Source organism: Streptomyces sp. NPDC003027 (assembly GCF_053591435.1).
This window is the reverse complement of the sequence record NZ_JBSFTU010000050.1, coordinates 10,366-30,734: the sequence shown is the minus strand read 5'-3', so window position 1 is coordinate 30,734 and position 20,369 is coordinate 10,366. Positions and strand designations below refer to the sequence as shown.

The 20,369-nt window shown below is 71.8% G+C and carries 20 protein-coding genes and 1 pseudogene; 4 read left to right on the top strand and 17 right to left on the bottom strand.

Going from position 1 to position 20,369, the window contains the following annotated elements; all coding sequences use genetic code 11:
* Positions 1 to 11: 11 nt before the first annotated feature.
* The 4 genes from hpt to dacB form a co-directional block, all read right to left on the bottom strand.
* On the bottom strand, positions 12 to 551 hold the full coding sequence (gene hpt, locus ACWDX6_RS26860; protein ID WP_067161225.1) for a hypoxanthine phosphoribosyltransferase: 540 nt from the start codon (positions 549 to 551) through the stop codon (positions 12 to 14).
* 41 nt (positions 552 to 592) lie between these two features.
* Entirely contained in the window at positions 593 to 1,648 is a 1,056-nt protein-coding gene (tilS, locus tag ACWDX6_RS26855; RefSeq protein ID WP_451487459.1) for a tRNA lysidine(34) synthetase TilS, read from the bottom strand.
* A gap of 196 nt (positions 1,649 to 1,844) precedes the next feature.
* Positions 1,845 to 2,975: a zinc-dependent metalloprotease gene (locus ACWDX6_RS26850; protein ID WP_451487458.1), complete on the bottom strand. Its 1,131-nt coding sequence runs from the start codon at positions 2,973 to 2,975 to the stop codon at positions 1,845 to 1,847.
* A 65-nt stretch (positions 2,976 to 3,040) separates the two neighbouring features.
* A complete protein-coding gene (gene dacB / locus ACWDX6_RS26845; RefSeq protein ID WP_451487457.1) occupies positions 3,041 to 4,465 on the bottom strand; it encodes a D-alanyl-D-alanine carboxypeptidase/D-alanyl-D-alanine endopeptidase in 1,425 nt (474 codons plus the stop codon).
* Positions 4,466 to 4,567: 102 nt separating this feature from the next.
* On the opposite strand from dacB, the gene ACWDX6_RS26840 reads away from it, so the two are divergent.
* Both ACWDX6_RS26840 and ACWDX6_RS26835 read left to right on the top strand, forming a co-directional pair.
* On the top strand, positions 4,568 to 5,062 hold the full coding sequence (locus ACWDX6_RS26840; protein ID WP_019888410.1) for an inorganic diphosphatase: 495 nt from the start codon (positions 4,568 to 4,570) through the stop codon (positions 5,060 to 5,062).
* A gap of 101 nt (positions 5,063 to 5,163) precedes the next feature.
* Positions 5,164 to 6,831: a threonine/serine ThrE exporter family protein gene (locus tag ACWDX6_RS26835; protein WP_451487456.1), complete on the top strand. Its 1,668-nt coding sequence runs from the start codon at positions 5,164 to 5,166 to the stop codon at positions 6,829 to 6,831.
* Between the two features lie 198 nt (positions 6,832 to 7,029).
* Here ACWDX6_RS26835 and ACWDX6_RS26830 read toward each other — a convergent pair whose 3' ends face one another.
* Positions 7,030 to 7,728, bottom strand: coding sequence for a DedA family protein (locus tag ACWDX6_RS26830; RefSeq protein ID WP_451487455.1), 699 nt, complete (start codon positions 7,726 to 7,728; stop codon positions 7,030 to 7,032).
* Between the two features lie 183 nt (positions 7,729 to 7,911).
* On the opposite strand from ACWDX6_RS26830, the gene ACWDX6_RS26825 reads away from it, so the two are divergent.
* Complete coding sequence (locus tag ACWDX6_RS26825; protein WP_451487454.1) at positions 7,912 to 9,324, top strand: glutamate decarboxylase; 1,413 nt, start codon at positions 7,912 to 7,914, stop codon at positions 9,322 to 9,324.
* A gap of 16 nt (positions 9,325 to 9,340) precedes the next feature.
* Here ACWDX6_RS26825 and ACWDX6_RS26820 read toward each other — a convergent pair whose 3' ends face one another.
* The 6 genes from ACWDX6_RS26820 to ACWDX6_RS26795 form a co-directional block, all read right to left on the bottom strand.
* Positions 9,341 to 10,105, bottom strand: coding sequence for an ABC transporter permease (locus tag ACWDX6_RS26820; RefSeq protein ID WP_451487453.1), 765 nt, complete (start codon positions 10,103 to 10,105; stop codon positions 9,341 to 9,343).
* On the bottom strand, positions 10,102 to 11,052 hold the full coding sequence (locus ACWDX6_RS26815; RefSeq protein WP_451487452.1) for an ATP-binding cassette domain-containing protein: 951 nt from the start codon (positions 11,050 to 11,052) through the stop codon (positions 10,102 to 10,104). Before ACWDX6_RS26815 ends, ACWDX6_RS26820 begins: the two co-directional genes overlap by 4 nt.
* A 100-nt stretch (positions 11,053 to 11,152) precedes the next feature.
* Positions 11,153 to 11,782: a PadR family transcriptional regulator gene (locus tag ACWDX6_RS26810; protein ID WP_451487451.1), complete on the bottom strand. Its 630-nt coding sequence runs from the start codon at positions 11,780 to 11,782 to the stop codon at positions 11,153 to 11,155.
* 63 nt (positions 11,783 to 11,845) lie between these two features.
* Complete coding sequence (locus tag ACWDX6_RS26805; RefSeq protein WP_451487450.1) at positions 11,846 to 12,385, bottom strand: DinB family protein; 540 nt, start codon at positions 12,383 to 12,385, stop codon at positions 11,846 to 11,848.
* Positions 12,386 to 12,489: 104 nt separating this feature from the next.
* Positions 12,490 to 13,947: an aldehyde dehydrogenase family protein gene (locus ACWDX6_RS26800; protein ID WP_451487473.1), complete on the bottom strand. Its 1,458-nt coding sequence runs from the start codon at positions 13,945 to 13,947 to the stop codon at positions 12,490 to 12,492.
* Positions 13,948 to 14,029: 82 nt separating this feature from the next.
* Positions 14,030 to 14,902, bottom strand: a complete 873-nt coding sequence (locus ACWDX6_RS26795; RefSeq protein WP_451487449.1) for a helix-turn-helix domain-containing protein — start codon at positions 14,900 to 14,902, stop codon at positions 14,030 to 14,032.
* 320 nt (positions 14,903 to 15,222) lie between these two features.
* Between ACWDX6_RS26795 and ACWDX6_RS26790 the strand changes: the two genes are divergently transcribed.
* Entirely contained in the window at positions 15,223 to 15,714 is a 492-nt protein-coding gene (locus ACWDX6_RS26790; protein WP_451487448.1) for an ATP-binding protein, read from the top strand.
* 72 nt (positions 15,715 to 15,786) lie between these two features.
* Here the strand turns inward: ACWDX6_RS26790 and ACWDX6_RS26785 are convergent, their stop codons facing one another.
* The 6 genes and pseudogenes from ACWDX6_RS26785 to ACWDX6_RS26760 form a co-directional block, all read right to left on the bottom strand.
* On the bottom strand, positions 15,787 to 15,999 hold the full coding sequence (locus ACWDX6_RS26785; protein ID WP_041129870.1) for a DUF397 domain-containing protein: 213 nt from the start codon (positions 15,997 to 15,999) through the stop codon (positions 15,787 to 15,789).
* 166 nt (positions 16,000 to 16,165) lie between these two features.
* Positions 16,166 to 16,405, bottom strand: coding sequence for a 30S ribosomal protein S18 (rpsR, locus tag ACWDX6_RS26780; protein WP_451487447.1), 240 nt, complete (start codon positions 16,403 to 16,405; stop codon positions 16,166 to 16,168).
* A 3-nt stretch (positions 16,406 to 16,408) separates the two neighbouring features.
* Positions 16,409 to 17,549 (bottom strand): annotated as a pseudogene (locus ACWDX6_RS26775) (CobW family GTP-binding protein).
* Entirely contained in the window at positions 17,549 to 17,815 is a 267-nt protein-coding gene (locus tag ACWDX6_RS26770; protein ID WP_451487446.1) for a type B 50S ribosomal protein L31, read from the bottom strand. Before ACWDX6_RS26770 ends, ACWDX6_RS26775 begins: the two are co-directional and overlap by 1 nt.
* A gap of 6 nt (positions 17,816 to 17,821) precedes the next feature.
* The gene (gene rpmG, locus ACWDX6_RS26765) at positions 17,822 to 17,986 is read right to left on the bottom strand and encodes a 50S ribosomal protein L33 (RefSeq protein WP_403293875.1); all 165 of its coding nucleotides are present in this window, start codon (positions 17,984 to 17,986) and stop codon (positions 17,822 to 17,824) included.
* A 135-nt stretch (positions 17,987 to 18,121) separates the two neighbouring features.
* Positions 18,122 to 20,173 carry an FUSC family protein gene (locus tag ACWDX6_RS26760; protein ID WP_451487445.1) on the bottom strand — a complete coding sequence of 684 codons (2,052 nt, stop codon included), beginning with the start codon at positions 20,171 to 20,173 and terminating at the stop codon, positions 18,122 to 18,124.
* Between the last annotated feature and the right edge of the window lie 196 nt (positions 20,174 to 20,369).

The following is a 20,369-nucleotide window of genomic DNA, read 5'->3' as shown; positions in this document are numbered from 1 at the left end:
GTTCCCCTGGGTCAGCCTCCGTACACGTGCGGCGCGAGGGTGCCGACGAAGGGGAGGTTGCGGTACTTCTCGGCGTAGTCGAGGCCGTAGCCGACGACGAACTCGTTCGGGATGTCGAATCCGATCCACTTCACGTCGATGGCGACCTTCGCGGCGTCCGGCTTGCGCAGGAGCGTGCAGACCTCCAGGGAGGCCGGCTCGCGCGAGCCGAGGTTGGAGAGGAGCCAGGAGAGGGTCAGTCCGGAGTCGATGATGTCCTCGACGATCAGGACGTGCTTGCCCTTGATGTCGGTGTCGAGGTCCTTGAGGATCCGGACGACGCCGGAGGACTGGGTGCCGGCGCCGTAGGAGGAGACGGCCATCCAGTCCATGGTGACGGGGGTGGACAGCGCGCGCGCCAGGTCCGCCATCACCATCACGGCGCCCTTGAGGACTCCGACGATGAGCAGGTCCTTGCCCGCGTACTCCGCGTCGATCTTCGCGGCCAGCTCGGCCAGCTTGGCGTCGATCTCTTCCTTGGTGATGAGCACCGACTGGAGGTCGGTGCCCATGTCCTTCTCGTTCACCCGGGTCACTTTCGTTGCAGCGTGCGTCAGCCTTGCCGAATGACCAGTCTGCCACCCTGGCGTCGCGCCTCGACGCGGCCGGGCAGATTGATGGCTCCTTGGCCGCGCCAGCCGGTGATGAGCCGGTCGACCTCCTCGATGTGGCGGGCGAAGAGGGAGCCGGCGGGTGCCCCTTCGGCGATGACGGCGCGGCGCAGGACGCGGCGGCGGACGGCGGGTGGGAGTCCGAAGAGTTTGGCGCATTCGAGCCGGCCGGCTTCGTCGCGTACGGCGGCTTCCGCGTCGGCGGCCCAGGAGTCGAGGGCGTCGGCGTCGTCGCGGGAGAGTCTGGCCGTGCGGGCGAGTGCTTCGACGACGCCTTTGCCGAGGGCCTTCTCCAGGGCGGGCAGGCCCTCGTGGCGGAGGCGGGAGCGGGTGTAGGCCGGGTCGGCGTTGTGCGGGTCGTCCCAGACGGCGAGTTCCTGGGCGACGCAGGCCTTGCGGACGGTCTGCCGGTCGAGCTCCAGGAAGGGGCGGCGGTAGCGTCCGGCGGCGCCGGAGACGGCGGCCATGCCGGAGAGGGAGCGGATGCCGGAGCCGCGGGCGAGGCCGAGGAGGACGGTTTCCGCCTGGTCGTCGCGGGTGTGGCCGAGCAGGATGGCGGTGGCGCCGTGGCGTTCGGCGGCGGCGTCGAGGGCGGCGTAGCGGGCGTCGCGGGCGGCGGCCTCGGGTCCTCCTTCGCGGCCGACGGTGACGGCGACGGTCTCGACGGGGCCGAGGCCGAGTGCGGCCATGCGGCCGGCGACCTCGGTGGCGCGGAGGTCGGAGCCGTCCTGGAGGCCGTGGTCGACGGTGATGCCGCCGGCGCGGACGGCGAGTTTGCGGGATTCGAAGGCGAGCGCGGAGGCGAGCGCCATGGAGTCGGCGCCTCCGGAGCACGCGACGAGGACCAGCGGGCGGTCCGGGGCGGTGCCGGGGGGCCGGCCGTTCCGGTCCGGCTGGCCGCCGGTGTGCTCGGCGCGGGTGTGGTGCTCGGTGAGAACGTCGTGGAGTACGCGGCGGACCGCCAGGCGTATCGCCGCGACCGCAGGATGGGGACCCATGTCCGGTGCCCTTCGTGAAGGAGTGGGGTGCCTCGGTCGGAGTGTTAACGGTCGGAAGAGGGGGTTCGGTCACTCAGAGTGCGTCGATGGTGACAGAACCTGGCCGTTACCCGAGCATTGCACGCCCCACCCCTTGCCTACGGTCCCTCGTATGGGTGATGGGGACCGTCTCCTCCTGTCGTGCGTCGCATCCGTCTCACGAGTCTGCCTTACGGTGCACTCGCGCCACCCAGTCGGCCGGTGTGGCGATCTCGGCCTTGGTCGGGAGCGTGTTGGGGGAGGTCCACACGCGGTTGAAGCCGTCCATGCCGACCTGGTCGACGACGGCTCGTACGAAACGCTCTCCGTCGCGGTACTGGCGGAGCTTGGCGTCGAGGCCGAGGAGCTTGCGCAGGGCCAGGTCGAGGCGGGAGGCGCCGCGCGCCCGGCGCTGCTGGAACTTCTCGCGGATCTCGGCGACGGAGGGCACGACCTGGGGTCCGACTCCGTCCATGACGTAGTCGGCGTGGCCTTCGAGGAGGGACATGACGGCGGTGAGCCGGCCGAGGATCTCGCGCTGCTCGGGGGTCTGGACGAGTTCGACGAGGGAGGGGGCGGGCTCGCCCTCCTCGCCTTCGGGGCGGCCGCCGGCCAGGGCCTGGGCGGCTTCGCGGAGGCGCTCCACGACGGTGGAGGGTTCCACGTCGGTGGCGGCGAGGAATGACTGGATCTCGCCCTTCAGGTGGTCGCGCAGCCAGGGCACGGCGGTGAACTGGGTGCGGTGGGTCTCTTCGTGGAGGCTGACCCAGAGCCGGAAGTCGTGTGGGGAGACGGCGAGTTCGCGTTCGACGTGGACGATGTTGGGGGCGACGAGCAGGAGGCGTCCGCCGCCGTCCTCCCCCGCCGGGAGGTCTCGGGTGGCGGGGGCGAAGGTCTCGTACTGGCCGAGGATGCGGGAGGCGAGGAAGGAGAGCAGCATGCCGAGTTCCACGCCGGTGACCTTGCCGCCGACGGCTCCGAACACGGCGCCGCCGGGGGTGTTCGAGCGGCGTTCCCGCATCTTGTCGAGGAGGGGGGAGAGCAGTTCGCGGAAGCCGGCGACGTTGGCCCTGATCCACCCGGCGCGGTCGACGACGAGGACGGGGGTGTCCCGTGGCTCGTGGCCCTCGGGGATCATCCGGGTGAAGGCTCTGACGTGCTCCTCGGACGCCTTGGCGTGCCGGCGCAGCTCGGCGACGACTTCCCGGGCCTCCTCGCGGCTCACCTCCGGGCCCGGTTTGACCAGGCGGATCGCGGTCGCGACCGCGAGATTCCAGTCGACCATCTCGGCACCACCGATGCTCGTCATGCGTCAACCGTACGTTCTCGGCGTCTGATCGGCGCCGGTTCCGCGCGTACGGCTTGGGTGCGGGGTCAGGGCCGGTCGGCGCCGGTCGGCAGGTGTCCGGCGGGCGGGGCGAGGGCGGCTGAGAGCCGGTCGAGGGCGGGCCGCGCGGTGTACGGGGAGGGGGTCCGGCCGGCCAGGAAGGCGAAGGCGAGCAGCCGTCCGTCGGCGGTGACGACGGTTCCGGCGAGGGTGTCGACGCCGTTGAGGGTGCCGGTCTTGGCGCGGACGAGGCCGGCTCCGGTGGTGGCGGGGCCGGTGTCGAAGCGCTCTTCGAGGGTGCCGCTGAAGCCGCCGACGGGCAGTCCGGTGAGAACGGGCCGCAGGGCGGGCCGGGCGGGGTCGGCCGCGCGGGTGAGCAGGGCGGTGAGGAGGGCGGCGGAGACGCGGTCGGCGCGGGAGAGTCCGCTGCCGTCGGCGAACCGGGCTCCGGCGATCGGCAGGCCGAGCGCGGCCAGCTCCGCCCGTACGGCCCGGCCGGCGCCGTCGAAGCTCGCGGGCTGCTTGCGGGCGAGGGCGGTCTGGCGGGCGAGGGCTTCGGCGAGGTCGTTGTCGCTGTGGGTCAGGGTCCGCTCGACGAGGGCGGCGAGGGGTGCGGAGTGGGTACGGGCGAGGGGGGTGGTGGCGGGGGCGCGGCCGGGGGCGGGTGCGCCCTGGACGGTGACGCCGGCGCCGGTGAGGAGTTCGGCGAAGGCGGTGGCGGCGGCCTTGGCGGGGTCGTCGCTGCGCGGGGCGCGGCCGCTGCGGGAGTTGTCCAGGCGGCCCGCGTCGAGCATGAGGGGGGTGACGGGGGCGATGTTGTCGTTGCGGCCGATGGGGTGGCGGACGGGGCCCTGGTAGAGGCTCGTGTCGTAGGTCACCCGTACGGCGGTGAGGCCACGGCCTTTGAGGGCGCGGGCGGTGCCGGTGGCCAGGGTCCCCAGCCGGGCGCGGTCGAGGGTGGGGTCGCCACCGCCGGTCAGGGTCACGGTGCGGGCGTCCGGGGTGGCGGTGACCGTGGTGGGGATGCGGTGGTCGGGGCCGAGTGCGGAGAGCGCGGCGACCGTCGTGGCGATCTTGATGGTGGAGGCCGGGGTCATGGGGGTCGTGGCGCCCTGGCCGTACAGCTGCCGGCCGGTGGCCGTGTCGATGACGGACGCGGTGCGCAGGGGGCCGAGGCCGGGGTCGGCGAGGAGCGGGGCCAGGACGGGGGCGAGGTCACCCGGTCGGGTGCCGGCGGGGGCGCGGAGGGCGCGGAGGACTCCGGCCGCGCTGGGGGCGGGGGCGGGGGTCGCGGCGGCGGGCGGTCCCGCGTGATGTGCGCCACCTGTGGGGGCCGTGGCGGCTGCCCTGGTCCGCTCGGCCTTACGCTGACCGTTGTCCCACGGGCCGGCGGCGGCCACCGCTCCGGCGGCCAGGGCCAGACCGAGTACCGCAGAGCACGCCGTGAGCTGCCAAGTCCTCGGCTCCGGCACAGCTGACCAGCCCCTTTCGCGATCACACACAGGCGTGAGGGACACTTAACCACTGCGCGTTGCCGCAGGCATTCACATGTGTTGATTCAGGAGGAGCCACCCGTGGAGTTCGACGTCACCATCGAGATCCCGAAGGGGTCGCGGAACAAGTACGAGGTCGACCACGAGACCGGTCGCATCCGCCTGGACCGCCGCCTCTTCACCTCGACCAGCTACCCGGCCGACTACGGCTTCGTCGAGAACACCCTCGGCGAGGACGGTGACCCGCTGGACGCGCTGGTCATCCTGGACGAGCCGACCTTCCCCGGCTGCCTCATCAAGTGCCGTGCCATCGGCATGTTCCGTATGACGGACGAGGCCGGCGGCGACGACAAGCTGCTGTGCGTCCCCGCCTCGGACCCGCGCGTCGAGCACCTGCGCGACATCCACCACGTGTCGGAGTTCGACCGCCTGGAGATCCAGCACTTCTTCGAGGTCTACAAGGACCTGGAGCCCGGCAAGTCGGTCGAGGGCGCCAACTGGGTCGGCCGCGCCGAGGCCGAGGCCGAGATCGAGGCCTCCTACAAGCGCCTGGAGGCGCAGGGCGGCGCCCACTGAGTGGGGCCACGTCGACGACGTGACGGGCGGTGCACCTCCGGGTGCGCCGCCCGTCTCGCGTAACGCCGTATGCCCATGCCCATACTGGGCAGAAGGGGCGAATGGGAACGAAGGCGGGAACAGTAGTGGCGGAGCCTGACGGCCTGGAGGACCGCAAGCCGCAGTCGGACGAGGCGCGCAGCGCCTTCACCCCGCCGGCCGGGGTCGAGCAGCCGGTGGTGCCGGAGGAGGAGCATCCGACCTCCGAGTTCGCCGTTCCCGAAGGTCTCGCGACGGAGCCGTCGACCGAGCACGAGGGGTCGGCGTTCGCGCCGCCGTCGACGTACGCCGCCAAGCACTCGCCGCCGGCTTTCACGCCCGCGCACGGCATACCGCTGGTGAAGCTGTCCAAGGACGCGCCCTGGCAGGACCGGATGCGGACCATGCTGCGGCTGCCGGTCGGCGACCGGCCCGTGCCGGAGGCGCTGCGCAAGGAGGACGAGAGCGGTCCTCCGGTGGCGCGCGTACTGGACCTCGCCCTGCGTATCGGGGAGCTGCTGCTGGCGGGCGGTGAGGGTGCGGAGGACGTCGAGGCGGCGATGTTCGCGATCTGCCGCTCGTACGGTCTGGACCGCTGCGAGCCGACCGTGACGTTCACCCTGCTGTCGGTCACGTACCAGCCGTCGCTGGTGGACGATCCGGTCACGGCGAACCGGACGGTACGGCGGCGGGGCACCGACTACACCCGGCTCGCGGCGGTGTACCAGCTGCTCGCGGACATCAACGCGGAGGCGCACGAGGTCACACCGGAGGAGGCGTACCGGCGACTGGCGGAGATCCGGCGGAACCGGCATCCGTACCCCGGCTGGGTGCTGACGGGTGCGGCGGGTGTGCTGGCGGGCGCGGCGTCGGTGCTGCTGGGCGGCGGGGCGACGGTCTTCTTCGTGGCGGCGCTCGGCGCGGTGCTCGGCGACCGGCTGGCGTGGCTGTGCGCGGGGCGCGGGCTGCCGGAGTTCTACCAGTTCCTGGTGGCGGCGATGCCGCCGGCGGCGATGGGGGTGCTGCTGACGCTGCTGCACGCGGACCTGCGGCCGTCGGCGGTGATCACCGGTGGGCTGTTCGCGCTGATCCCCGGGCGGGCGCTCGTGGCGGCCGTGCAGGACGGTCTGACCGGCTTCTACATCACGGCTTCGGCCCGCCTCCTGGAGGTCGGGTACTTCTTCGTCGCGATCGTCGTCGGCGTGCTGTCGGTGCTGTACGTGGCCGTGCAGTTCGACGCCGAGCTGAACCCCGAGGGTGTGCTGAACCCGGTCGAACGGCCGGTGGTGCAGATCCTCGCGTCGATGGTGCTGTGCGCGACGTTCGCGATCCTGTTGCAGCAGTCGCGGGAGACCGTGCTGTTCGTGACGCTGAACGGCGGAGTCGCGTGGGTGATCTACGCGTCGATCGCGGTGACGGCGGGCGCGTCGGCGGTGATGGCGACGGCGGTGGCGGCCGGGCTTGTGGGTCTGTTCGGGCAGCTGATCGCCCGCTACCAGCACACGTCGTCCCTGCCGTACGTGACGGCGGCGATCGGGCCGCTGCTGCCCGGTTCCGCGACCTACTTCGGAGTCCTGGCGATCGCCCAGAACAACCTGGACCAGGGCTTCACCTCCCTGGCGAAGGCCGCGGCCCTGGCCCTGGCGATCGCGATCGGGGTGAACCTGGGAGGCGAGCTGGCCCGCCTCTTCATGCAGGCCCCGGGCGCGGCGGCAGCCCGCCGCGCAGCCAAGCGCACCAGGGGCTTCTGATTATTTGGGGACTCGGTTCTCCCCCTGGCTTCGCCGGGGGGACCCCCACCGGGGCGCCCACCAGCGGCGAGTGAGCCGAAGGGCGCGCGGCTGTCGAAAGGGAGAACGCGCGCAGGTCCCGAGGAACGAGGGACCGAGCACGGCCGACCGTCGACAGACGCTTAAAGCGCCCGGAGGCGAACCGAGCCCCAAAAAAACTCACCGCTTCGCGTGGCGGCCGCGCTCCGCGGGGGTGTCCTGGTCGGTGGGGGCGCCCTCGGTGCGGGCGGCGGCCTTCTTGGACTGGGAGCGGGCGCGGAGGTACTCGATCACGATCGGGACGACCGAGATGAGCACGATCAGGATGAGGATCGCCTCGATGTGCCGGTGCACGAAGTCGATCTTGCCGAGGGAGGCGCCGAGCAGGGTCACGCCCGCGCCCCACAGGACGCCGCCGATGATGTTGAAGGTGATGAACGAGCGGTAGTTCATCCGGCTCACACCGGCGATGATCGGCGTGAACGTGCGGACGATCGGCACGAACCGGGCGAGGATCAGCGACTTCGGTCCGTGCTTCTCGAAGAAGTCGTGCGCCTTCTCGACGTTCTCCTGCTTGAAGAGCCTGGAGTCGGGGCGCTTGAAGAGGGCCGGGCCGACCTTGCGGCCGAAGAGGTAGCCGACCTGGTCGCCGATGATCGCGGCGAACACGATCAGCGTGCAGACGAGCCAGAGCGGGGTGTCCAGCTTGCCGGTGGTGACCAGCAGGCCGGTGGTGAAGAGCAACGAGTCACCGGGCAGGAAGAACCCGATGAGCAGGCCGGACTCGGCGAAGACGATGACCAGGACACCGATCAGACCGAAGGTCTGGATCAAATAGTCCGGGTCCAGCCAGCTCGGTCCGAGGGCAAGCGTATTCACGGGTTCCGGGCTCCTGCGGTCGGTGGGGCGGGGGGACGGCTGCCCCAAAGTATCAACGCATTCTGACGGCTCCGGGTTCCACGGGCACCTCCCGGGGCCCTCCGGGATGCGGGTGGGGCCCGTGGGGCCGAGTCTGGGGGCCAGGTGGATCGCGTGTGACGCCCGCCCGGAAGGAGATCCCCCGTGCCGCTGCACCAGGTTCCCGCCGAGCCGGAGCCCGACCGGCGTCTGGCCCTCAACCCGTTCTACGGCGAGGCCGACCCGGTCGGCGGCATGACCGAGGCACCACCGCGCCACCGCCTGCCGGACGGGCCCCTGCCGCCCATGACCGCGTACCGGCTGGTCCACGACGAACTGATGCTCGACGGCAACTCCCGGCTCAACCTCGCCACCTTCGTCACCACCTGGATGGAGCCCCAGGCCGGTGTGCTGATGGGCGAGTGCCGCGACAAGAACATGATCGACAAGGACGAGTACCCGCGCACCGCCGAGCTGGAGCGGCGGTGCGTCGCCATGCTCGCCGATCTCTGGAACGCGCCCGACCCCTCGGCCGTCGTCGGCTGCTCGACCACCGGCTCCAGCGAGGCGTGCATGCTCGCCGGTATGGCGCTCAAGCGCCGCTGGGCGCGGCGGAACGAGGACCGCTACCCGGCCGTCGCCCGCCCCAATCTGGTGATGGGGATCAACGTCCAGGTCTGCTGGGAGAAGTTCTGCGCCTTCTGGGAGGTCGAGCCCCGGTTCGTGCCCATGGAGGGCGACCGCTTCCATCTGGACCCCGAGGCGGCCGTCGCGCTCTGCGACGAGAACACCATCGGCGTCGTCGCCGTGCTCGGTTCGACCTTCGACGGCTCCTACGAACCCGTCGCCGAGATCTGCGCCGCCCTGGACGGTCTCCAGGAGCGCACCGGTCTCGACGTCCCCGTGCACGTGGACGGTGCCTCGGGCGCGATGGTCGCGCCTTTCCTGGACGAGGGCCTGGTGTGGGACTTCCGGCTGCCGCGCGTCTCCTCGATCAACACCTCCGGTCACAAGTACGGGCTGGTCTACCCGGGCGTCGGCTGGGCGCTGTGGCGCTCGCCCGCCGAACTCCCCGAGGAGCTGGTCTTCCGGGTCGACTACCTGGGCGGCGACATGCCCACCTTCGCCCTCAACTTCTCCCGGCCCGGCGCCCAGGTCGTCGCGCAGTACTACACCTTCCTGCGGCTCGGCAGGGAGGGCTACCGGGCGGTCCAGCAGGCCACCCGGGACGTGGCCAGGGGGCTGGCGGAGCGGGTGGAGGCGATGGGCGACTTCCGGCTCCTGACCCGGGGCGACCAGCTGCCGGTGTTCGCGTTCACCACCTCGCCGGAGATCACGGCGTTCGATGTCTTCGACGTGTCCCGCCGGCTGCGCGAGCGCGGCTGGCTCGTTCCCGCCTACACCTTCCCCGCCCACCGCGAGGATCTGTCCGTGCTGCGCGTGGTGTGCCGCAACGGCTTCTCGGCCGACCTCGCGGAGCTGTTCGTGGAGGATCTGAAGCGGCTCCTGCCCGAACTGCGACGTCAGCCGCACCCTTGGAGCCGCGACAAGGCGGCGGCGACCGCCTTCCACCACTGACGGCCGGCTCCCCCGGCTATCTGCTGAGCCGGCCGAACCTCGCCACCGCCAGGGGGAAGAAGGCGGCCAGGAGCACCAGGGGCCACACCACCGCCGCCATGACGTGCCCGGGCTCCCCTCCCGGGTTGCCGAACAGGTCCCGTACCGCCGTCGCCGTGGCGGACATGGGGTTCCACTCCACGACCGTGCCCAGCCAGCCGGGCATCGACCCGGGAGCGGCGAAGGCGTTGGAGAGGAAGCCGATCGGCCAGACCAGGATCTGCACGGTCTGCACGAGCTCGGCCCGGCCCGCCACGAGCGCCAGGAAGATGCCGATCCACAGCATCGCGAAGCGCAGCAGGAGCAGCAGCCCGACGGCCCCCAGGAAGGCGCCCGGGCCGCCGTGCGCCCGCCAGCCGATGGCGTACCCGACACCGATCATGAGGATCAGTCCGGCGGCGGACTGGAGCATGTCGGCGACCGAACGGCCCACCAGGACCGCGCCGTCGGCCATCGGCATCGAGCGGAACCGGTCGATCACGCCCTTGTCGAGGTCACGGGTGACGGCCGTCATGGTGCCTTCGAGGCCGAAGACCATCGTGAGTGTGAGCATGCCGGGCACGAGGAAGTCGACGTACGGCCCGTCGATGCCCCTGCCCCCGCCGACGAGGTAGCCGAACATCAGCAGCATCATGATCGGGAAGACGAGTCCGACCACCACCTGGACCGGTTGCCGCGCCCAGTGGGCGAGTTCGCGTCGGGTCATGGTCCAGCAGTCGCTCATCACGTAGGCGGCGCTCATGCGGCCACCTCCGTCGCGTGGTCGGGTGCGCCGGTCAGGTGCAGGAACGCCTCGTCCAGCGTGGGCCGTCGCAGGGCGATGTCCTCCGCCTCGATGCCGGCCGCCTCCAGGGCCCGTACGGTCTCCGCCAGCGCGGCCATCCGGTCGGTGACCGGGGCGCTGATCCGGCGCCGGTCGGTGTCGAGGGCCACGTCGGCCGCCGGAAGCAGCCGGGCCGCCTCGGCGAGCCGGCCCGCGTCCCGCAGGACGACGTCGATCCGGTCGCCGCCCACCTTCGCCTTCAGCTCGTCGGCCGTGCCGTCCGCGACGACCCTCCCCCGGTCCACGACCGAGATGCGGTCCGCGAGCTGGTCGGCCTCCTCCAGGTACTGCGTGGTCAGCAGGACGGTCGTCCCTCCGCCCACCAGGGAGCGGACCGACTCCCACACCTCGGTCCGGCCCCGTGGATCGAGGCCGGTCGTCGGCTCGTCGAGGAAGAGCACGTCGGGCTCGGTGATGAGCGAGGCCGCGAGGTCGAGCCGGCGCCGCATGCCGCCGCTGTACCGCTTGACGGGCTTGCGCCCGGTGTCCGCCAGGCCGAACCGCTCCAGGAGCTCGTCCGCGCGGGCTCCGGCGCGCCTGCCGCCGAGGTGGTGCAGCCGCCCGAACATCTCCAGGTTCTGCCGGCCGCCGAGCTCCTCGTCGACGGCGGCGTGCTGGCCGAGGAGCCCGATCCGCCGCCGCACCTGGACGGCCTGTCCGCGGACGTCGAAGCCCGCGACGCGCACGACTCCCTCGTCGTGCCGCAGCAGGGTGGCCAGGATCCGTACCGTCGTGGTCTTGCCGGCGCCGTTGGGGCCGAGCACCCCGTGCACGGTGCCGCCGCCGACGACCAGATCGAGGCCGTCGAGCGCCTGCTTGTCCCCGTACCGTTTCCGCGCGCCCTCGACGACGATCGCGTCTGTCATCCGCCCGCCTCCTCCATTCGTATCCGCCTACGCCCCGCTAGTAGTCAAACTTGACTACTCGACCGACGCTATGCCCGGGACGGTCCTTAGTCAAACTTGATTAGCTGGAGGTCCCCAAGGCGAACGGGTTCTCCTGGCCCTCCGCGAGGACTCCCACGAAAGGCTCCCCGCCCTCGCCGGCGAAGGAGTACGCCCCCGCCTCGATCCGCTCGATCAGTCCGAGCGTCCACTCCTTGCCCGCGTCGGCGGAGTGCACCCAGAGGTGCATGATCTCGCCGATGTGACCGAGCTGCTGCGGCCCGCCCTCCGGCGTGTAGTACTCGGTGACGGCCGTGCGCCACTCGTCCAGCGCCCGCAGCCGCCGGCGCAGCAGCTGCACGACCTCGGCGCGGGGCAGGTCGACGATGAAGCCGATGCCCGCCGACAGGACGTCCATCTTCTGGTCGTAGGTGGTCAGCGCCTCACGCAGGAGTGCGAAGTACTCCTCGGTGCCCCGGTCCGTCACCTCGTACTCGGTGCGCGGCGGTCCGCCGGCCGTGCTCGGCGCGGTCTCGTAGGCGCGCAGCAGGCCCTGCTTGGCCATCTGCTTGAGCGCGTGGTAGATCGAGCCGGGCTTGGCGGTGGACCACTCGTGCGCGCCCCAGAACTCCAGGTCGTTGCGGACCTGGTAGCCGTGGGCCCGGCCGTGCTGGCGCACCGCGCCCAGGACGAGGAGCCGGATCGCCGACATCCCACCACCCCTCTCATCAACTCCGACCAGAGTACGGGGGACGTCAGGACCGCCGCCCTTGCGTCACCCTTCCTGCTCCCGCCTGATCAGCGAGAACGAGTCCTGGCCGTCCAGGGACTCCCGGATGATGTCCGCGTGCCCGGCGTGCCGCCCCATCTCCTGGACGAGATGGAGGAGCATCCACCGCACCGACACCCGGCCGTCCTTCGGGAACCACGGCGCCGACGGCAGCGGGAAGGTCTCGTCCAGGCTGGGGACCTCGCGGACGAACTCCTCGGTCTCCTTCTTCACCCCGTCCCAGAAGTCCAGCAGCCGCGGGATCGTCTCGCCGTCCACCAGCCGGAACGCCTCGCCCCACGTCTCCTTCGAGCGCTGCCGCTCGTTCGGCCGCTGCTGCGCCAGGCGCAGCCAGTTCAGCTCGACCTCCGCGACGTGCTTGATCAGGCCGGAGAGGCTGAGCTCACTGGCGCTGGGGCGGCTCGCCGCCTGCTCCTCGGTGAGGCCGAGGGAGGCGCGGCGGATCGCGGCGCGCTGCGCCTCGACGAAGTTGAGGAACGCTCCGCGCTCGTCGCCGTGGGCCTCCGCGGGAACAAGAGCGACCATGGGGTCCGCCTTCCGTGGGTATCTGAACGACCGTGGGGTGCCGGGAGGGCATCCCGCCTTCCCGACACCCACCACGCTACTGAGCCTTGAGGACAGTTCCGGTCCTAAAAGGGGAAGTGGCTCCGCCCGTGCTGGATCGAGATCCACTTCTGGGTGGTGAAGGCGTCGATCATCGCGTCGCCGTTCAGCCGGCCGACACCGGAGTGCTTCTCGCCGCCGAACGGCACGATCGGCTCGTCGTGCACCGTGCCGTCGTTGATGTGGATCATGCCGGTGTGGATGCGCTTGGCGACCCGTACGCCGCGCTCCAGGTCACCGGTGTGGACGGCACCGCTCAGCCCGTACGGGGTGTCGTTGGCGATCCGTACCGCCTCCTCCTCGCCGTCGAAGGGGACGATCAGCGCCACCGGGCCGAAGATCTCCTGGCGCAGTACGGGCGCGTCGGCCGCGATGCCGGTCAGGACGGTCGGGGAGACGACGTTGCCGTCAGCCGCGCCGTGCAGCAGGGCCGTCGCGCCGCCCTGGACCGTCTGCTCGACGAGCGCGGTGATCGCCTCCGCCTGCTGGGAGTTGATCAGCGGGCCGATGTGGGTGGCGGGGTCGGCCGGGTCGCCGACGCGCAGGGTCCTGACCTTCGCCACGAACTTCTCGGTGAACTCCGCCTCCAGCGTGCGGTCGACCAGGATCCGGTTGGCCGCCATGCAGACCTGGCCCTGGTGCACGAAGCGGCTGAAGACGGCCGCGTCCACGGCGTAGTCGACGTCGGCGTCGTCCAGGACGATCAGGGCGCTGTTGCCGCCCAGTTCGAGGACGGCGTGCTTGAAGTTCTGCGCGCAGACGGTGGCGACGTGGCGGCCGACCTTGTCGGAGCCGGTGAAGGAGATGACCTTCGGGATGGGGTGGGTCAGCAGCGCGTCGCCTATCTCGGCGATGTCGGTGACGACGACGTTCAGCAGACCGGCCGGCAGGCCGGCGTCCTCCAGGACCTTGGCGACCAGGGTGCCGCCGCAGATCGGCGTGTTCTGGTGCGGCTTGAGGACCACGGCGTTGCCCAGCGCGAGCGCGGGCGCCACCGACTTGATCGACAGCAGGAAGGGGAAGTTGAAGGGCGAAATGACACCGACGACACCGACCGGGAGGCGGTAGACGCGGTTCTCCTTGCCGTCCACGGGCGAGGGCAGGATCCGGCCCTCGGGGCGCAGCGCCAGCTGGATCGCCTCGCGCAGGAACTCCTTGGCGAGGTGCAGTTCGAAGGCCGCCTTCAGGCGGGTGCCGCCGAGCTCGGCGACGATGGCGTCGCCGATCTCCTGCTCGCGCTCCTCGACGATCCGCAGCGCGCGCTCGAAGACGAGCCGCCGGGTGTACGGGTTGGTCTCGGCCCACGCGGCCTGGGCGCGCTCGGCGGAGCGGTAGGCGCGGTCGACCTCGTCGGCGGTGGCGACGGTGATCGAGGCGAGCTTCTCCCCGGTGTACGGGTTGAAGTCGATGATGTCCCACGACCCGCTGCCGGGCTTCCACTCGCCGTCTATGTACTGGTGGGCGAGGTCGGTGAAGTAGGCCATGGACATTGGGCGAGACCCCTTAACCCGCGGTGGCGGACGTCGGTACGGACGCGAACTGATGTGACGTCATCCTACTGACGAGTCAGGAGAGTTGGAGGAGTCCTCGGAGAAGGTCGCGACTTTCGGCCGGATCGGGGCTGTCCTTCTGCAGCCGCTCCATCACGCGCGCGTACTGGCCGACCTCCTCGCGCTTGTCGAGGTAGAGGGCGCTGGTGAGCTGCTCCAGATAGACGATGTCGGAGAGGTCCGACTCGGGGAAGCTCAGCATGGTGAACGAGCCGCTCTCACCGGCGTGCCCGCCGAAGCTGAACGGCATGACCTGGAGCGTGACGCCGGGGTGCTCGGAGATCTCTATGAGATGCCTCAGCTGGCCTCGCATCACGGCGCGGTCGCCGTAGGGCCGGCGCAGAGCGGCCTCGTCGAGGACGACGTGGAAGTGGGGAGCGTGCTCGGAGACCAGGATCTTCTGGCGCTCCAGGCGCAGTGCGACCCGGCGCTCGATGTCCGCGCGGGGGGCGTCGGGCATGCCCCGGCTGACCACGGCGTGCGCGTACGCCTCGGTCTGCAACAGGCCGTGCACGAACTGCACTTCGTAGACCCGGATGAGGGAGGCGGAGCCTTCGAGGCCGATGTACGTCTGGAACCAGCCGGGCAGTACGTCGCCGAAGCTGTGCCACCAGCCGGCCACGTTGGCCTCGCGGGCGAGCGCGAGGAGTGAGCCGCGCTCCCTGTCGTCGCTGACGCCGTAGAGCGTGAGCAGATCCTCGACATCTCTGGCCTTGAAGCTCACCCTGCCCAACTCCATACGGCTGATCTTGGATTCGGACGCGCGGATCGAGTAACCGGCCGCCTCGCGGGTGATGCCGCGCGACTCGCGCAGTCGCCTCAGCTGCGAGCCGAGCAGGATGCGCCGCACCACGCTCCCGCTCGCCCCGCTCGATTCGCCTGCGGTCACGGCTCCAGCCTTCCCTTCGGGGTCCAGGGCCCCGGATTCTGCCACTAAACGCTTCAGCGCGTACACATCCGATTACTCAAAGACGAAGACTTCAGGGCGTGTTGGCGTTCCGGGTGAAAGGAGTCGGCAGAAGATTTCCCCAGAATCGGCGCGGGAAAGGACAGGTCCGGCGCGTGCACGTGCATCTGCCCTTGCATCCAGAGGTCGCATTCGGAACCATGGACGCGCAGCCGCGTACCACCTCGTGTCGTCGCACCACCTTTAGCACCACGCCGTCGCACCACAGCCGCGATTCGCCGCGATTTCCGGGAGTGCCTCGCATGGGGACGAATGGATCGACCATGCTCGAGCCGTTACGGCAGGGGCTTCCGCCGATCGATCCCGCGGCCGTCTCCACCTCGGCCTCCTGCTCGCTGCCCCCGCGCTACGACGCGGTGCGCGGCGCACGGAAGTTCACCCGCACCACGCTCGTCCAGTGGGATCTCACGGACCGCTTCGACGATGTGGCCCTGGTCGTCTCCGAACTCGTCACCAACGCCCTGCGCCACGCGCTCCCGGCGGACGCCCCCCAGGAGGAAGGCCAGAATCCGCCGGTGCGGCTGCATCTGATGCGCTGGTCCTCGCGGCTGGTGTGCGCCGTGCGCGACCCGAGCCACAAGAGCCCGGAGGCGCGCGGGAGCGACGACTGCGCGGAGGGCGGCCGGGGGCTGTTCCTGGTCGACTCCTTCAGCGACGGCTGGGGCTGGCACCCGCTGGCCGGGACGCTCCAGGGCAAGGTGGTCTGGGCGCTGTTCCGGCTGGGGCCGGAGTAGTACGCGCCCACCCGGACGGAGAAGGGCCCCGGCGGATGCCGGGGCCCTCTCTCGTGCGCGGACCGCGCGCACTCACACCAGGTGGTCGAACTCCCCGTCCTTGACCCCCAGCAGCAGCGCCTCTATCTCGGCGGGCGTGTAGACGAGCGCCGGCCCCTCGGGGTGGCGGGAGTTGCGCACCGCCACGTCTCCGCCGGGCAGCTTGGCGAACTCCACGCAGGAGCCCTGCGAGTTGCTGTGCCGGCTCTTCTGCCACACGACACCCCGCAGCTCCGTGGCCGCCATGCCGTTGTACGCGTGATGCGCGTGGTGCACTGGTAGCTCCCCGAGATGCTTCGTGCAGTGGTCAACTTCCTCGGATCATAGCCGTGTTCACGTTACCAATGCATGAGCAGATGCACGTGCACGCGGGGTGGTGTGTCGACTACGCGACGCTCCGTACCAGCGTGGCTCAGCGGGCTACCGACGAGTAAGGCAAGAGTGCCATCTCGCGGGCGTTCTTGACGGCCCGGGCGATCTGCCGCTGCTGCCGCGCGCTCACGCGCGTCACCCTGCGGCTGCGGATCTTGCCCCGGTCGGAGATGAACTTCCGCAGCAGATCGGTGTCCTTGTAGTCGATGTACGTGATGCCGTCCCGGTCCAGCGGGTTGGGGCGCGGCTTGGCGGGCTTGCGGGGGGACTTGGGGGGCACGGGTCAGACCTCCAGGAGGGAGTCGAAGGCGGGTGGGAGCCGCTTCCAGGCATCGCGCCCGGCGGCGTACTCGGCGTCGGTGAGCAGGCAGGAGTCGAGGATCTCGGCGAGGCCGTCCCGGTCCAGGCCGGGCGAGGTGAAGACCAGGTGCTGGCAGCGGTCGCCGTGCTCGGGGTCCCAGTCGACGGCGGCGGCGGCCTTGGCGGACCGGTGGCACCATCTCCCAGGCGGCGTCGGGCAGCGAGGCCAGCCACGGCCCGGCGCTCTCGACGCAGAGGGCGCCGCCGGCCGCGTCCCAGGCGAGCAGGGTGTCGGGCTTGTCGGCGAGCCAGAACCGCCCCCGGCTGCGGGCCGCGGCGCAGGTCAGGTCCTCGAGGGCGGCGTAGAGGCGCTCGGGGTGGAAGGGCCGGCGGTGGTGCCAGACGTAGGTGGTGACGCCGTTCGCGTCCGCCTCCTGCGGCAGCAGGGCGCACGCCGGGTGCTGGGCGGCCGCGGCGGCCTCGACGTCGAAACCGGCGAGCGCGATGCCGGCCAGTTCCGTACCGCCGTCGATGGGCACATGCCGCGCTGTGGGGTGGAGCTGGGCGAGGAGGGCCCGGTCCTCGTCGTCCGCGTCGGGGTTGTCGAGGAGGGCGAGGACGGGCGCGTACTCCAGCTGGCGCGCCCAGGTGTCGGCGACGGTCCGCTGGTCCGTGGCGGCGGCCGCGAGCCCGGCGTCGGCGAGGTCGTCGCCGTTGCCGAGACAGGGCAGGACGAGGGCCGGGTCGACGGCGGTGATCACGGCGCCGATCCGGAGCCCGGCGGCGGCGACGACCTCGGCCATCGCCTTGGGCTCGACCGAGTCCCACAGTTCGACGACGGCCAGGCGGGCCGGTCCGCTGTCCGCGAGCCGTTCCAGCTCGGGGACGAGGTCCTCGCGCAGGGCGCAGCAGGCGCAGTCGTTGACGAGCGGGGTCTCGTCGGTGGACAGGACGCCGGTGGCGTCGCGGACGGTTCGGGTGACCGTCCCGGTCGCCGGGGCCGTCGCGAGGTCGTGGTGGAGGGCGACGCTGCCGGGGACGGTGGCGAGGAGCCGGTCCACGGCGGCGCGGCGGGCGTCGGAGTGCAGACCCCCGACGAGGGCGACGGAGAGGCCGGGTGACATCAGCGCGCCTCGCGCCGATCGTCCTCGCGGCCGTAGCGGCGCTCGAATCGCTCCACCCGGCCGGCGGTGTCGAGCACGCGCGCGGTGCCGGTGTGGAAGGGGTGGCTCGCCGAGGAGATCTCGACGTCGACGACGGGGTACGTGTGGCCGTCCTCCCACTCCACCGTCTTGTCGCTGGTGAGGGTGGAACGGGTGAGGAAGGCGAAGTCGGCGGCCTTGTCGCGGAAGACGACCGGGCCGTACGGGGGGTGGATGCCGTGCCGCATGGGGGCTCAGCGCTCCTCTCGGAAGTCGACGTGCCGGCCGGCGACCGGGTCGAACTTGCGCAGGGTGAGGCGGTCGGGGTTGTTCCGGCGGTTCTTGCGGGTGACGTAGGTGTAGCCGGTGCCGGCGGTGGACCGGAGCTTGATGATCGGGCGGAGTTCATTGCGGGCCATGGCATGCAGAGTAAATGAACATGGTTCCCATTACCAATAATCGTCCGGAGAGGTAGGTCGCCTTGGCGGTGGGCGTAGACCGTCGTGAAGATCCGCCCGGCGAACCCTTTCCACGGCGGGGGCCGACGGCCTCGCCTAGGGCCTCTCCGTCAGGGCTTTGCCGAGGTCGTCCAGGGCGTCCAGGAGGAGGCGGGCGCTCTTGTGGAGCAGGAAGTGGTCCGGCGGGGCCTCCTCCCAGGCGGCGACGGTCTCCCGCAGGTCGTCCCAGCCCGGCACCTCCCGCTCCCGTACCGCCCTCGCGCCCCGTTCCGTCGCCCGGCGCAGCGACTCCGCGAGCGTCGTGGCGGCGGGGACCGGTGGCGCGCCGCGCTCCGGCAGGTGGGCCTCCAGCAGCATCGCGACCCGTCCGAACTGGGCCAGGGCGTGCCCGGCTTCCTCCGCCGCCGCGCGCGACAGGCCCCGGTGGCGCACCGGTTCGTGGGTCGCCCGCGCCACCGCCTCCTGCCAGGCGATCCGCGCCGTCCTGGTCTCCAGGAGCGCCTCGCGGACGTCCGGGAGGGCGGGGCCTGCCGGGGCGGCGTAGTGGGCGACGACGGCGGCGGCGTACCGCCCGTCCGCCACCAGCCAGTCGGCGAGGCGGTGGCGCAGCCTGGGCGTCTCCCACGCCGGATAGACGGCGTACGCGACCATCGCCAGGACGCCGCCCAGCAGGGTCAGGACCACCCGCTCGGGGACGGTCTGCGTCCAGGCCGAACCGCCCATGCCGAGCAGGAAGACGACGTACGCCGAGACGCAGACCTGGCTGACGGCGTACCCGGTGCGCATCAGCAGGTACATCCCGAACGCGCACCCCACCGCGAGCGCGGCCGAGGAGTACACGCCGGGGCGGGCGGTCTGCACGATGCCGGTGGCGAGTGCGACGCCGAGGAGGGTTCCGCCGAAGCGGGCGACGGAACGGGCGTACGTCTGGGAGAAGTCGGGGCGCATGACCATCACGGAGGCCATCGGGGCCCAGTAGCCGTGGCCGAGGGGGAGGGCGGTGCCGAGGACGTAGCCGGCGGCGGTGACCGCGGAGACGCGGACGGCGTGGCGCAGGATCGGCGAGTCGTGGCGCAGTTCGGCGCGCATCCGGGCCAGGGCGACGGGGGTCAGTCGCAGGAGGGTGGGCCGGGAGCGTGCCTCGGCGGCGGTCTCGGCGCGCGGCTCGGCGGTCTCCACGACGTCGTCGAGGAGCGCGGCGAGCCGGACGGCGGCGCGGCGCGGCGGGCCGGTGAGGATCGCGCCGGTGTCGGGGGTACGGAGGGCGGCGAGCGCGGCGGGCGGGAGGTCGACCGGTGCGCCGTGGCGGATGGCGTGGGCGGCGGCGTCCAGGACGGCACCGGCGGCTTCCAGCAGCTCATGGACCCGGGCGCGCTGCGGGCCCTCGGCCGGGACGCCGACGGCCGGGTCCGCCAGCGAGGCGAGCACGGGCCGGATGCGCTCGGCGAGGCCCCGGGCGCCGTGCAGCTCGGCCGGGCGGCGGCGGGCCTGGCGGGGGGTGACGGCGGCGGCGCTGCGGGCCGTCATGAGCGGGACCGGGTCGAAGGAGGCGGTGGGGTCGTGGCGCAGGCGCCGGGCGTAGTCCGCCTCGGCGGCGAGCGCGTCGGCGAGGGCGTCGCGCTGGGCGCCCCAGCGGCGGATCGGCAGGAGCACGACCAGCGCGGCCTGGACCAGACCCCCGACGGCGATCATGGCGGCGTGGCCGGCGGCCCCGGCGACGGAGGTCGGGAGGGTGACGGTGACCAGCATGATCGCGACGTTGGAGGAGGCGATGATGCCGACGGTGGGGCCGTTGGCCCAGGCGAGCCCGGACAGGAACGTCCAGAGGATGAGCAGGGCGAGGAAGAGGGCGGGGTGGGCGCCGGCGTTGGTGACGTAACCGAGGAAGGTGGAGACGGCGAGGCTGGCGCCGGAGGCGAGGGCGAGCGTGGGGCGCGGGCGCCAGGAGCGCTGGAAGGTGGCGATGGCGGCCTGGAAGGCGCCGAAGGCGGAGGAGACGGCGACGCCGGGTCCGAAGAGGGCGAGGGAGACGCCGACGACGAGGGCGAGACCGAGGGCTCCACGGGCGGCGACGAGGGGTTCGAGCCGCCGCCGCTCGACGGCGAATCCGGAGCGGGCGGTCTCCTTCAGGGCACGGAGCCAGCTCATGGGGTGCGGTTATCCACGAAGGGGGCGAACCAGTCATTCCGGGCGCATGGTCGATCGGGCGGCCGTCAGCGGCGCTCGTCGACGGCGGGACGGTCAGACCGGGCGGCCGTCAGCGGCGCTCGTCGACGGCGGGACGGTCAGACCGGGCGGCCGTCAGCGGCGCTCGTCGACGGCGGGGCGGTCAGACCGGGCGGCC